Annotated in this window: 14 protein-coding genes and 1 other RNA gene; 11 read left to right on the plus strand and 4 right to left on the minus strand. The window is 60.5% G+C overall.

Going from position 1 to position 11,908, the window contains the following annotated elements; genetic code table 11:
• Positions 1–87: 87 nt before the first annotated feature.
• Positions 88–630, minus strand: a complete 543-nt coding sequence (locus tag D1646_RS14650) for a methylated-DNA--[protein]-cysteine S-methyltransferase (protein WP_160637179.1) — start codon at positions 628–630, stop codon at positions 88–90.
• Between the two features lie 54 nt (positions 631–684).
• Positions 685–1,093, minus strand: an RNA gene (gene rnpB / locus D1646_RS14655) — RNase P RNA component class A.
• A 192-nt stretch (positions 1,094–1,285) separates the two neighbouring features.
• Between rnpB and D1646_RS14660 the strand changes: the two genes are divergently transcribed.
• Positions 1,286–2,329: a D-alanine--D-alanine ligase gene (locus D1646_RS14660; RefSeq protein WP_160637180.1), complete on the plus strand. Its 1,044-nt coding sequence runs from the start codon at positions 1,286–1,288 to the stop codon at positions 2,327–2,329.
• A 3-nt stretch (positions 2,330–2,332) separates the two neighbouring features.
• On the plus strand, positions 2,333–3,724 hold the full coding sequence (gene murF, locus D1646_RS14665) for a UDP-N-acetylmuramoyl-tripeptide--D-alanyl-D-alanine ligase (protein WP_160637181.1): 1,392 nt from the start codon (positions 2,333–2,335) through the stop codon (positions 3,722–3,724).
• A 22-nt stretch (positions 3,725–3,746) separates the two neighbouring features.
• On the opposite strand, the gene mtnA is transcribed toward murF, so the two are convergent.
• Positions 3,747–4,763 (minus strand): S-methyl-5-thioribose-1-phosphate isomerase, encoded by a 1,017-nt coding sequence (gene mtnA, locus D1646_RS14670; protein WP_160637182.1) that lies wholly within the window; start codon positions 4,761–4,763, stop codon positions 3,747–3,749.
• Positions 4,764–4,841: 78 nt separating this feature from the next.
• On the opposite strand from mtnA, the gene abc-f reads away from it, so the two are divergent.
• The 4 genes from abc-f to D1646_RS14690 are packed head-to-tail and all read left to right on the plus strand — an operon-like array spanning position 4,842 to position 8,196.
• Complete coding sequence (gene abc-f, locus D1646_RS14675; RefSeq protein ID WP_160637183.1) at positions 4,842–6,746, plus strand: ribosomal protection-like ABC-F family protein; 1,905 nt, start codon at positions 4,842–4,844, stop codon at positions 6,744–6,746.
• Entirely contained in the window at positions 6,743–7,390 is a 648-nt protein-coding gene (locus D1646_RS14680) for a YdcF family protein (RefSeq protein WP_160637184.1), read from the plus strand. The genes abc-f and D1646_RS14680 overlap by 4 nt, the downstream gene beginning before the upstream one ends.
• Before the next feature lie 14 nt (positions 7,391–7,404).
• Positions 7,405–7,914, plus strand: a complete 510-nt coding sequence (locus D1646_RS14685; protein WP_160637185.1) for a CbrC family protein — start codon at positions 7,405–7,407, stop codon at positions 7,912–7,914.
• Positions 7,915–7,923: 9 nt separating this feature from the next.
• Positions 7,924–8,196: a hypothetical protein gene (locus tag D1646_RS14690; RefSeq protein ID WP_160637186.1), complete on the plus strand. Its 273-nt coding sequence runs from the start codon at positions 7,924–7,926 to the stop codon at positions 8,194–8,196.
• A 3-nt stretch (positions 8,197–8,199) separates the two neighbouring features.
• On the opposite strand, the gene D1646_RS14695 is transcribed toward D1646_RS14690, so the two are convergent.
• Positions 8,200–8,445 carry a hypothetical protein gene (locus D1646_RS14695; protein WP_160637187.1) on the minus strand — a complete coding sequence of 82 codons (246 nt, stop codon included), beginning with the start codon at positions 8,443–8,445 and terminating at the stop codon, positions 8,200–8,202.
• Between the two features lie 89 nt (positions 8,446–8,534).
• On the opposite strand from D1646_RS14695, the gene D1646_RS14700 reads away from it, so the two are divergent.
• From D1646_RS14700 to D1646_RS14720, 5 genes are read left to right on the plus strand one after another with little or no spacing between them, the layout of a single operon-like run.
• The gene (locus tag D1646_RS14700) at positions 8,535–8,744 is read left to right on the plus strand and encodes a helix-turn-helix transcriptional regulator (protein ID WP_160637188.1); all 210 of its coding nucleotides are present in this window, start codon (positions 8,535–8,537) and stop codon (positions 8,742–8,744) included.
• Positions 8,745–8,767: 23 nt separating this feature from the next.
• Positions 8,768–9,826, plus strand: coding sequence for a peptide chain release factor 1 (gene prfA, locus D1646_RS14705; RefSeq protein ID WP_160637189.1), 1,059 nt, complete (start codon positions 8,768–8,770; stop codon positions 9,824–9,826).
• A 19-nt stretch (positions 9,827–9,845) separates the two neighbouring features.
• On the plus strand, positions 9,846–10,103 hold the full coding sequence (locus D1646_RS14710; protein WP_160637190.1) for a hypothetical protein: 258 nt from the start codon (positions 9,846–9,848) through the stop codon (positions 10,101–10,103).
• Between the two features lie 27 nt (positions 10,104–10,130).
• Entirely contained in the window at positions 10,131–10,772 is a 642-nt protein-coding gene (locus tag D1646_RS14715; RefSeq protein WP_160637191.1) for an HAD family hydrolase, read from the plus strand.
• Complete coding sequence (locus tag D1646_RS14720) at positions 10,769–11,863, plus strand: L-threonylcarbamoyladenylate synthase (RefSeq protein WP_160637192.1); 1,095 nt, start codon at positions 10,769–10,771, stop codon at positions 11,861–11,863. Before D1646_RS14715 ends, D1646_RS14720 begins: the two co-directional genes overlap by 4 nt.
• Positions 11,864–11,908: the final 45 nt, after the last annotated feature.

Consider the following 11,908-nt stretch of genomic DNA (forward strand, 5'->3'; position numbering starts at 1 on the left):
AGTTTTCTTGTCTACATCATCGCCATAAGGCTTTTTTTGAACCACTCGCCTAGCGAGTGGTTTTCTTTATACAAAAAGAGCGAGGCGTTACCGCCTCGCTTTTTGTCTGTGTTTGGGCAGAGAAAATCGGCCCACATCCACTCCCTCGTGGGAGAGGAGGAAGATTTTTTTGTCGATTCCCCCGGCGTAGCCAGTGAGACTGCCGCCGGTCCCCACGACCCGGTGGCAGGGGATGAGGATGGAGAGGGGATTGTGACCCACCGCTCCGCCCACGGCCTGGCTGGACATGGAGTCCCGGCCCAGCTTGGTGGCGGCCTCTCTGGCAATGGCGCCATAGGTGGTCACCTGGCCGTAGGGGATCTGTTTCAAAATCTCCCACACCGCCTGCCGGAAGGGGCTGCCCGCGGGGCGGAGGGGGAACTCCCGGAGGTCGGGCCGGTCCCCAGCAAAGTAGCGCTCCAGCCACTGCCGGGCCTGCCGCAATACCAGCACATCTCCCGGGGCAGCGTCTTCGGGGAGGGTATCGCCAAAATACTTCTGACCCTCCAGCCACAGGCCGGTGAGCCCCTTCCCATCGCTAGCCAGGGTCAGCTGTCCCACCGGGGAGGAGTACTGTGCCGTGTACATCATAGCGTGCCCTCCATAACATAACCCCCGTTCCCAGGAACAGGGGCCGTTTTTTAGTGCTGCAGTAAGCCTGTAAGCCGGGTTCTGTCTTTTAAGACAGCCATCTATCTCGACGCGCCATTACTGACGCGCTCAAGCCGCCTCCCCGGGACGGCCGGGCCGGCCTTCGTGTCCCTCCACGGCGTTGCTCCAGATAGAGTTTACAGCGATGGGCGCTTCCACGCCATCGGGTGAGCTCTTACCTCGCCTTTCCACCCTTACCTCAACGCAGGCGCGTTGACGTCCGCAAAAGGCGGCAGTCCCGCTGCCCACACCCATCTGTAGACGGGAGAGGCGGTATATCTCTGTTGCACTTGTCCTAGGGTCGCCCCCGGCGGGTGTTACCCGTTATCCTTGCCCTATGGAGCCCGGACTTTCCTCACAGACAGGCCTTTCGCCCCGCCTGCGCGACTGTCCAGCTTACTGCCCGACTATCATACAGGAAATTTAGGGCGATGTCAATTCCTCTTGTCCCCGGGAGAGAGGAAAAATTTTCTGCGGATGATTGCGAATTATTTATAGTTGTGTTAGAATACCTTATTACTGATAAAATAGCCTCAGAATGGCTATCTTTGAATTCCCGCCGGGTCGGGGTGAAAAATGGTTGAGAGGTAATGATATGAGAGTTTTAGTTCTAGCGGGCGGACTGAGCCCGGAGCGCAATGTATCTCTGTCGTCGGGCTCTATGGTGTGTGAAGCCCTGCGGGAGCTGGGGCACCAGGCGGCGCTGATGGACCTTTTTCTGGGGCTGGACGGAGCATTAAATGGAGAAAATTTGTATGTGGCTCCGATCCCGGATGCCTTCAAGCGGGTTGCCCGGGAGACGCCTGACCTGGAAAAGCTGCGCGCCAGCCGGCCAGGTCCCGGCGCCATTGGCCCCGGCGTGCTGGAAATGTGTGCCAGGGCAGACGTGGTCTATCTGGCCCTTCACGGCGCCTGCGGGGAGGATGGCCGCATCCAGGCGGCGCTGGACCTGCTGGAGGTGCCCTATACCGGCTCCGGCTGTCTGGCGTCGGCCATTGCCATGGATAAGGACTTGACCAAGCGGCTGGTATCCGATTTGGTCACGACCCCCCGGTGGGAGGCGGTGACCATCACAGAGGAGAATATGGACGGGCTGATTCAGCGCACCAAGCTGCCCGCGGTGGTGAAGCCTATCAACAGCGGCTCCTCCATCGGGGTTTACATCGCCCGAAGCCGGAAAGAGCTGAAGCAGGCCCTGGAGGAGAGCAGGAAGCTGGGGGGACGCACGGTGGTGGAGCAGTACATCCAGGGCAGGGAGATCCAGGTGGCGGTGCTGGGGGACAGGGCTCTGCCCTCGATTGAAATCATCCCTAACGAGGGCTTTTACGACTACGCCAACAAGTACCAGCCCGGGGCGGCACGGGAGGTGTGTCCCGCCCCCATTCCTGCCAGCTGGGAGCAGGCCCTGGGGGAGGCGGCCCTTACCGTCTTCCGCACCATCGGCCTGTCTGTCTACGCCCGGGCCGACTTCATTGTGACCCAGGACGGGACCCCCTACTTTCTGGAAATCAACACTCTGCCCGGCATGACTCCCACCAGCCTGGTCCCCCAGGAGGCGGCGGCAGTGGGCATCGGCTATGGACAGCTGTGTGAGCAGATTATTCATCTGTCCCTGAAAGCACGAAAGGAGGGAGTGTAAGCCGTGGAGACCATCACATTGGGCCAACTGCTGGAGGCGGTACAGGGCACGCTGCTGGGGGAATTTGACGACCGAAGCACCCCCATCAGCCGGGTTGACACAGACAGCCGGTCAATCTGCCCCGGCTCTCTGTTTATTCCCCTGGCAGGAGAGCGCTTTGACGGTCACGCCTATCTGAATGCAGCGCTGGAGAGCGGCGCGGCGGGCTGTCTCACCAGCCAGGAACGGGACCGCTATCTGCCGGGCAAGTTTTATGTGAAGGTGGATGACACCCTGAAAGCCCTCCGGGACCTGGCCGCGTGGTACAAGGGACGGTTTAACATCCCCTTTATCGCTGTCACAGGCAGCGTGGGAAAAACCACCGCCAAGGATATGCTGGCCGCCGTACTGGGGGTCAAATATAAGGTGCTCAAGACGGAGGGCAATTTCAACAACGCTGTAGGTCTGCCCTTGACCCTGCTGCATCTGAGCGGGGAGGACCAGGCGGCGGTTATCGAGATGGGGATGGATGGTCCTGGACAGATTGACTACCTGGCGGACATTGTAAAGCCCGACGTGGGGATCATTACCAATATTGGGGACGCCCACATTGAGCGGCTGGGCAGCCGGGAGAACATTTTCAAGGCCAAGTGCGAGCTGATCCCCCACATCAAACAGGGTGGCCTGCTGGTCCTCAACGGGGACGACAGCCTGCTCACCGCTCTGCGGGGACATACCCCCGTTCCGGCGGTATTCTGCGGCCAGACGGAGGGGTGCGACTACCGGGCCCAGCCCACCGGCGGCGACGGCCTGAGCCACATCCACTGCCGCCTCACGACTCCCAACATGGACCAGGAGGTAAAGATCCCTGCACTGGGGGACCACATGATCTATCCCGCCCTGATCGCTGCGGCGGTGGGGGAGCGGTTTGGACTGACCGCCGACGAGATCGAGCTGGGCCTGGGCCAGTTTGTCCCCACCAGGATGCGCATGAACGTGCTGCGGCGGGGGGAGGGGATCACCATCCTGGATGATACCTACAACGCCAATCCCCAGTCCATGCGGGCGGCAATCAGTGTGCTGGCGGACAGTCAGGGCAGCTTCAAGGCGGCCATTTTAGGGGATATGCTGGAGCTTGGCCCCTTTGCCCCCGCTCTCCACAGCGGCGTGGGGGAGTGCTTAGGCAATTTGGGTATTGACTGCCTGCTGGCGGTGGGCAAGCTGGCGGAGCACATCGCCCAGGGGGCCCAGGATTCGGGGGTCCCCCAGGTACTCCACTGCCAGAGCAGGGAGGAGGCCAAGGTGCTCCTGCCCCAGATCATCCGCCCGGACAGCACCATTTTACTGAAGGGCTCCCGAGGGATGAAGCTGGAGGAGCTGACCGCCAGTCTGCTGGAGCTGACCCGGGAGGTCTAAAAAAGTGTAAGGGAATATTCCCTTACACTTTCTGAAAATGCTGGACTAAGCTCCGGTCAAAGGGCGGGTAGAGCACGCCTTGCTCTGTAATGACGGCGGTGAGCAGCTCATGAGGCGTCACGTCGAAGGCGGGATTCCAGGTCTGAACCCCCTCGGGGCCAGTGGGGACCCCTGCAAAAGAGGCCACCTCATTTCCGGCCCGCAGCTCCACAGGGATGTGGCCGCCGTCAGGGATGGTCATGTCGATGGTGGAGGAGGGCAGAGCGGTGTAGAAAGGGATCTGGTGGTACCTGGCCAGAATAGCCAGCGAGTAGGTCCCGATTTTGTTGGCGAAGTCTCCATTGGCGGCCATACGGTCACAGCCCACGATCACCAGATCAATCTTTCCCTGGGACATAAGAGTGCCGGCCATATTGTCGCAGATTAGGGTTACCGGGATGTTTTCCCGGGACAACTCGAAGGCGGTGAGTCGGGCGCCCTGGAGCAGGGGACGGGTCTCGCCGGCGTATACCATAGATACCTTCCCTTGGGCGCAGCCCGTTCGAATGACCCCCAGAGCCGTCCCATAGCCGCCGGTGGCCAATGTGCCCGCATTGCAGTGGGTGAGGATACTGGCCCCGGTGGGGAGCAGCTCAGCGCCTGCGCTGCCTATGGCGGTGTTCATCTGGATATCCTCCTGATGGATGGCCCTGGCCTCTGCCTCCAGCTTGTTCAGGTCGGGGCCGTGGGCCAGCCAGCACTGCTCCATGCGTTCCAGCGCCCAGAAGAGGTTGACCGCTGTGGGGCGGCTGTCCGCCAGCATCTGCTTGGCTTGGGCCATACCGGCAAGGAAATCCTCTTTACAGGCGTTCTCCTGAGCGGCCAATACCATGGCGTATCCGGCGGTAATGCCGATGGCGGGCGCACCCCGGACCACCATGGCCCGAATGGCTCTGGCCACCGCCCGGTATTCGGTGTAGCGCAGCCAGTACTCGGTGGTGGGCAGCCGGGTTTGATCCAGCAGATAGAGCGCACCATGATCCCAGCGAATGGCTTCCATAGAAAAACCCCATTTCCATGTTGAGATGGAAATATTGTACCATAAGAAACATTGAAAAACAAGCGAGGAACCCAGATCATGATCGATATATCCGTATCCGGCATCGTAAAAGAATTCGAGGTCGGCAAAAAAATATTAGACGGACTCACATTCCAGGTGGATACCGGCGAGCGGGTGGGTCTGCTGGGGCCCAACGGCTGCGGCAAAACCACCATGCTTCGCATCCTCACCGGCGCGGTCCGCCCCGATGAGGGCGAGGTGGTGATTGCCCCTGACCGGCGGATAGGGCTGATTTCTCAGATTCCTGTCTACCCACCGGAGTATACTGTGGAGGATGTGCTGGACACCGCCTTTGCGCCCCTTCACAGGATGGAGGAGGAGATAGACCGACTGTCTCAGCGGATGTCCCAGGGGGAAAGTGATTCCTCTTTACTGTCACGCTATGACAAGCTGTCTGCCGCTTTCCAGTCCGGCGGCGGCTATGAGACAGACATCAACAAAAATAAGGTGTGCAACGGCCTTTCCATCCCTCCGGCCATGCGGGAGCGGTCCTTTGACAAGCTGTCCGGCGGGGAGAAGACCCGGGTGAACCTGGCCCGGCTGATCCTGGAGGACACCGACATTCTCCTGCTGGACGAGCCCACCAACCATCTGGACCTGCGGGCCACCGAGTGGCTGGAGGAGTATTTGGAAAAGTTCAAGGGCACCGTTCTGGCCGTCTCCCACGACCGCTACTTCCTGGACAAGGTGGTCCGGCGCGTGGTGGAGATTCAGGAGGGAAAAGCGGAATTTTACGCTGGAAACTACAGCTTTTACGCCGTGGAAAAGGAGCGGCGGTATGAGGAGAAGCTGAAGCAGTACGAAAAGGAGCAGGCCAAGATCCAGCAGCTGGAAAAGGCGGCGGAGCAGCTGCGCATCTGGGCCTACTCGGGCAACGACAAAATATTCAAGCGGGCTCAGTCCATGGAGAAGCGCATTGAGCGCATCCGTCAGACGGACAAGCCCAAAAAGGACCGAAAAATGGCGGTCCGCTTTGGAGAGCGAGAGTTCCGGGGGGATGAGGTGCTGTCCATCAAGGACCTGGAGAAGGGCTTTGGGGAACGGACGCTGTTCTCTGGCGTTAACCTGGAGGTGGAGGGGGGCGAGCGTATCGCCCTGCTGGGGGACAATGGCGTAGGCAAGTCAACCCTCATCAAGATTATCATGGGTGAGGAGGAGCCGGACGCCGGAAAGCTTAGAAAAGGGCCAACTGTAAAGGTAGGCTACCTGCCGCAGATTATCCACTTTGACAACCCGGAGCGCTCCCTGGTGGACACCATGCTCTACGACCTGGACTGCACCGCCCAGACTGCCCGTAACCGGCTGGCCTCCTTCAAATTCCGGGGTGAGGACGTGTTCAAGCCGGTGTCCGCCCTGTCTGGCGGGGAGCAGTCCCGGCTGCGGCTGTGTATGCTGATGGACAGCAAAATCAACCTCCTCATTTTGGACGAGCCCACCAACCATCTGGACATTCAGAGCCGGGAGTGGATCGAGGAGGCAGTGGAGGAATACGAGGGCAATCTGCTCTTTGTGTCCCACGACCGGTACTTTATTGACCGCTTTGCAACCCGGATCTGGATGCTGGAAAAGGGGACCATTACCGATTTTAAGGGCACCTATCAGGAGTATTTGGAGGCCAAAGAGCGGGGGAAGCTTGCCCAGGAGTCTCCCGTCCCTACCGGGAAGGAGAGCGTGAAGAAAGACAAGCCCAAGCGCCCTGGCGGCACAAAGAACCTGGAAAAGGAGGTCAACGCCGCTGAACGGGCGGTGGCCGCCGCGGAGGAGCGGATGTACGATTTGGAACAGGAGATACAGGAGGCTGCCGCCGACTATTTGAAGCTTCAGGAGCTCTACCAGCAGCGAGAGGCCCTGGAGGATGAACTGGCCCACCTCTACGCCCAGTGGGAACGGCTGGCGGCAGACCTAGAGGAGGTACGGGGATGATACAGAGAGCACACAAAAGGCCAAAGGTAGAAGTGGCCAGCTACAAGGGCAAACGGCTGAACCTGTGGGGAAAAATCCTGCTGGCAATGTTCCTGGTGGGGGCGCTGGCCTTTGCGGCGCTGCAAGGGGTCATCACCAGCGGCGCCAGGGATCACTTCTCAGGTGAGCCCAAGTCCATGATCGTCCTGGGCTGTCAGCTCTACGACTGGGGCCCCTCTGTTATGCTCCAGGACCGGCTGGACAAGGCGCTGGAGTATTTGGCGGACCATCCAGATATGACAGTGGTGGTCTCCGGCGGCCAGGGCCCCAGTGAGCCCTCCTCTGAGGCCCAGGGAATGGCCGACTATCTTACAGCCCGCGGTATTTCCCAGGAAAAGATTATTTTGGAGGACCAGTCCCACAACACCTACCAAAATATGATTTACTCCGCCCGGTGCCTGGAGCAGGCGGGAGTAGACGAGGAGGAGGGTGTGCTGATCGTCTCCAACGGCTTCCACCTGACCCGGGCCAGGATGCTGGCGGAGCGGGCCGGCTTTGACAATATCTCCACGCTGGCCGCCCCCTCCAGCCACCTGCCCTCCCGACTGAAAATGTATGTCCGGGAGCCGCTGGCTCTGGTGAAATCCTTCCTGTTTGACCGATGAAAGGGGATTTTTAGATGAAAAATCTGCCTGTATTCAGGTACCACCCCAATCTCTATGACAGCAGCGCGGTCACCTTTCAGCGGGGGACCTGCCAGTGCTGCGGTCAGGAGGTGGAGGCCTATCTTGAGACCATGTACACCGCCAGGGAGGTGGACTGTATCTGTCTGGACTGCGTGGCCAGCGGCAGGGCGGCGGAGAAGTTCGACGGCCAGTTTGTCCAGTATGCGGAGCCGGTGAGCGACCCGGCCAGGAGGGACGAGCTGTTTTGCCGAACCCCGGGCTATATCAGCTGGCAGGGGGAGTATTGGCTGGCTTGCTGTGACGACTACTGTGCCTACCTGGGGGACGTGGGAACCCGGGAGCTGGAGGAGATGGGCGTTGCCGATGAGGTGTTTGCGGAGTACGACGCCCGGGGAGAGTATGAGGACGCCCGCCTCTACCTGGAGAAGGGCGGTTCCATGGCGGGCTACCTGTTCCGCTGCCTCCACTGCGGCAAGTACCACCTGTGGGTTGACGCGGACTGAGGATACGCTATGTGTGAGGTGTGTAAGAATGTCATTCTCCGGAAGCAGTTCTGCTCCCCGCAGGACTACCTCAACTGCCTAGCCTACCTCCAGCAGCTGATTGACAGCGGAGAGTTCGAGCTGGAGTCGGCCACCTGTGCTCTGGACGAGGTGAAGGGGCCGGACGGCAAATGGGTTGACGACATCATCGGTCACGTCATCCGGTGCAGGACCTGCGGCCAGGCGTTTACCTGCTCCTGCTGTACCTACCGGGGCGGGGGGAGCTTCTACAAGGGCCGGTGAGCGTTACAGCCGGTTTAGCTCCAGCCCCATGGACAGCCCGGCCTGAAAAAAGCTGCGCTGATAGAACCAGCACGTAGTTTCCAGGCCATCCTCAACCCGTTTGACCAGATTGCCATAGCCCAGGGCTGATAGGTCCTCCAGGGCACGCCGCGCCATTTCCTGGCACTTTGTCAGTTCCTCATGTTCCTCCGGAGGAAGGTACAGGTGCTCTGAGGCGTAAATGTAGAGGGCTTCAAATAAGGATTCCATAAAATTTCCTCCCAATAAATATTGCGTGAATTTTAACGCACTGCTATTATAGCACGTGAATATTAACGTGTCAAGTGGGTGATGAAAAAATGTCTGTTTTTTCTGAACGGCTGCGCCAGCTCCGAAAGGAGAAAAAGGTATCCCAGGTTGCTTTAGCGAAGGAGGTCGGTGTTTCATCTCGTGTTTATCAGGATTATGAATATGGTAAGCGCGAAGCACAGATGACCACATTGATTAGGATGGCCGACTTTTTTGATGTAAGCCTGGATTACTTGACAGGCCGCACGAATACGCCATAAATTCAACAACAGGAGGTCCGCCTATGCTGGACAAGCTGAACGCCATTGAGGCGAAATATTCTCAGATTGAGGCCCGGCTGGGGGCGTCGGAGACCTACGGCGACCCGGAGCTGGTAGCCCGTCTGAACAAGGAACAGGCGGAGCTCCAGCCTCTGGTGGACGCCTTCCGTGCCTACCGCCGCACCCTGGACGCCCGGGACCAGGCGCAGGCGCTGATGGCCGACCCGGAAATGCGGGAGCTGGCCCAGGAGGAGTATCAGCAGGCGCTGGACGAGCTGCCCCGTCTGGAGAAGGAGCTGCAAATTCTGCTGCTGCCCAGGGACCCCAACGACGGCAAAAATGTCATCGTGGAGATCCGGGCCGGAGTGGGCGGGGAGGAGGCGGCCCTGTTCGCCCACTCTCTGTTTCGGATGTACTCCATGTATGCCGACTCCAAACGGTGGCACACTGAGGTGGACTCGGCCAGCGAAACGGAGCTGGGCGGCGTAAAGGAAATTGTCTTTACAGTAGAGGGGGAGGGGGTCTGGTCCCGCTTCAAGTTTGAGAGCGGCGTCCACCGGGTCCAGCGGGTTCCCGAGACGGAATCCGGCGACCGGGTCCACACCTCCACCGTGACGGTGGCCGTCTTGCCTGAGATGGAGACGGCGGACGTCCAGCTCAACCCGGCGGATATCGAGATGCAGGTTTTCCGCTCCTCCGGGGCGGGGGGACAGCACGTCAATAAGACCTCCTCCGCCGTGCGCCTCATCCACAAACCCACCGGCACGGTGGTGGAGTGCCAGCAGGAGCGCAGCCAGTTCCAGAACCGGGACAAGGCCATGCGGATTCTGGCCTCCCGGCTGTACGAGACGGAGCAGGAGAAAATTTCCAGCGAGTACACCCAGCAGCGCCGCAGTCAGGTGGGCTCTGGAATGCGCAACGAGCGAATCCGGACCTACAACTTCCCCCAGGGCCGGGTCACCGACCACCGGATTGGCCTGACATTGTACAAAATTGACCAGGTGATGGACGGGGCACTGGACGAGATCATCGACGCCTTGGCCGCCGACCACCAGGCTGAGCTGCTGAAGGAGCAGCAATAACAAAAAGGAGTTTTTTACCATGGAAATGTATATTCACTACAAAAACCTGCCCCAGGGCAAGGAGCTGGCCGACGTGGTCGGGGAGCTGAACGAGGTGCTGGAGGACGTGGGCTGTGTCTGCGGCGGCGAGGCTGGGCGCATTGACCTGGACCTGGAGGACGAGCGAGCCAATCCCAAGCACGCCCAGGTGGCGGTAAAGGCCTATCTCCAGCGGGCGGAGTTCCCTAGAGACACCACTGTCGAGATCGGTTGTATGGAGATTGGCGTCTACGAATAAATTTCCAAGAAAAAGAAGTGACTTAACATGTTTACAAATGTGATCTTTGACCTGGACGGAACCCTGCTCAACACCCTGGAGGATCTGGCGGATGCCATGAACTGGGTGTGTGAGCAGCACGGCTGGCCTGTCCACACCCTGGAGGAGTACAAATATTTTGTGGGCAACGGCGCCTCCAAGCTGGTGGAGCGGGCCGCTCCGGCGGGGACGGCCTTCACTCGGGAGCTGCTGGGGGAGTTTACCGGGCGGTACTCCGCCCGCAAGGCGGAAAAAACCACCGCCTACCCCGGCCTCCCAGAGGCGGTGAGCCAGCTGCGGACCGCCGGGGTCAAGCTGGCGGTGCTGACCAACAAGCCCCATTCCGCCGCCCGCCCGGTGGTGGAGCAGTATTACCCCGGCCTGTTCCACCTGGTCCAGGGGGCGCTGCCGGAGGCGCCCCTCAAACCCGACCCGACCGTACTCTTCAAGCTGATGGACCAGCTGGGGGCCACCCGGGACAACACTCTCTTCGTGGGGGACAGCAACGTGGATATCCGCACCGCTAAAAACGGGGGACTCACCGGCTGTGGAGTCCTGTGGGGCTTCCGGACCCGCCAGGAGCTGGAGGCGGAGGGTGCGGACTACATTGTGGACTCCGCGCAAGCCCTGGTGGAGCTGATTTTAAGATGAAAACAGAGCTGTTAAATGTAAACCACCTGCTCAAGGCGGCGGAGATTATCCGGGGAGGCGACCTGCTGGGTATCCCCACCGAGACGGTGTACGGCTTGGGCGCCGATGGCCTGAATTCCATCGCGGTGGGGGCCATTTTCCAGGCCAAGGGGCGGCCCCAGGACAATCCCCTCATCCTTCACGTCTGGAGCGCCGACTGGCTGGCCCGGTACTGCGAGGACATCCCGGAGTCCGCCTATCAGCTGGCGGAGCAGTTCTGGCCCGGCCCGCTGACCATGGTGCTCAAGTGCAGGCGGCGGACCCCGGAGGAGCTGGAAGAATTGAAAACCGGCCCCATCTGCTCCTATACCCACTTCGGCCCCCGGGTCATTCCGGATGTGGTCACCGCCGGACTGGATACGGTGGGGATGCGCTGTCCCGCCCATTCCCTGTGCCGCCATGTGATTCAAATGGCCCAAACTCCCATCGCCGCCCCCTCGGGGAACACCTCGGGACGGCCCAGCCCCACCACCGCCCAGCATATGCTGGAGGATATGGGGGGCAAGATTCCCGCCATTCTGGACGGCGGTCCCTGCACAGTGGGGGTGGAGTCCACCATCATTGACCTGACCTGCATGCCGCCCCGGCTGTTGCGCCCCGGCGGGGTGACTCTGGAACAGCTTCAGGCGGTGCTGGGGAAGGTGGCGGTGGACCCCGCTGTCACCCGTCAGATGGCGAAGGGGGAGCAGCCCCGGGCTCCAGGGATGAAGTACCGCCACTACGCCCCCAAGGCGCCGGTGGTGGTGGTGCGGGGGGACCCGGAGCGGGGGGCGGACTACATCCGGGACCATATGTCCCACACCCGCTGGGACGGAGTGATTTGCTTTGAGGAATTTTTTCCTATGCTGGCCCAGGGAAAGGGGCCTGTGCTGTCACTGGGGCCCGTTTCCAACAAGGGGGAGCAGGCCCGGCGGCTCTTCGACGCCCTGCGGAGCATGGACGAGACCGACGTGAAGCGCATTTGGGCCCAGTGTCCCGACGACGGCGGCATCGGTCTGGCGGTGGCTAACCGGCTGAATAAGGCGGCGGGCTTTCATATCATAGAGGTGTGACCGATTATCCCCCAAAAATGACCGGCTGTCCCAAACCCCTTGCGC

It is taken from the genome of Pseudoflavonifractor sp. 60 (genome assembly GCF_009911645.1).
Lineage (GTDB): Bacteria > Bacillota > Clostridia > Oscillospirales > Oscillospiraceae > Lawsonibacter.

What these genes read in the sequence shown, in the direction of transcription:
- D1646_RS14650 (WP_160637179.1), bottom strand. Translation starts at nt 630, where the DNA reads ATGATGTACACGGCACAGTACTCCTCCCCGGTGGGACAGCTGACCCTG.
- D1646_RS14660 (WP_160637180.1), top strand. Translation starts at nt 1,286, where the DNA reads ATGAGAGTTTTAGTTCTAGCGGGCGGACTGAGCCCGGAGCGCAATGTA.
- mtnA (WP_160637182.1), bottom strand. Translation starts at nt 4,763, where the DNA reads ATGGAAGCCATTCGCTGGGATCATGGTGCGCTCTATCTGCTGGATCAA.
- abc-f (WP_160637183.1), top strand. Translation starts at nt 4,842, where the DNA reads ATGATCGATATATCCGTATCCGGCATCGTAAAAGAATTCGAGGTCGGC.
- D1646_RS14680 (WP_160637184.1), top strand. Translation starts at nt 6,743, where the DNA reads ATGATACAGAGAGCACACAAAAGGCCAAAGGTAGAAGTGGCCAGCTAC.
- D1646_RS14685 (WP_160637185.1), top strand. Translation starts at nt 7,405, where the DNA reads ATGAAAAATCTGCCTGTATTCAGGTACCACCCCAATCTCTATGACAGC.
- D1646_RS14690 (WP_160637186.1), top strand. Translation starts at nt 7,924, where the DNA reads ATGTGTGAGGTGTGTAAGAATGTCATTCTCCGGAAGCAGTTCTGCTCC.
- D1646_RS14695 (WP_160637187.1), bottom strand. Translation starts at nt 8,445, where the DNA reads ATGGAATCCTTATTTGAAGCCCTCTACATTTACGCCTCAGAGCACCTG.
- D1646_RS14700 (WP_160637188.1), top strand. Translation starts at nt 8,535, where the DNA reads ATGTCTGTTTTTTCTGAACGGCTGCGCCAGCTCCGAAAGGAGAAAAAG.
- prfA (WP_160637189.1), top strand. Translation starts at nt 8,768, where the DNA reads ATGCTGGACAAGCTGAACGCCATTGAGGCGAAATATTCTCAGATTGAG.
- D1646_RS14710 (WP_160637190.1), top strand. Translation starts at nt 9,846, where the DNA reads ATGGAAATGTATATTCACTACAAAAACCTGCCCCAGGGCAAGGAGCTG.
- D1646_RS14715 (WP_160637191.1), top strand. Translation starts at nt 10,131, where the DNA reads ATGTTTACAAATGTGATCTTTGACCTGGACGGAACCCTGCTCAACACC.
- D1646_RS14720 (WP_160637192.1), top strand. Translation starts at nt 10,769, where the DNA reads ATGAAAACAGAGCTGTTAAATGTAAACCACCTGCTCAAGGCGGCGGAG.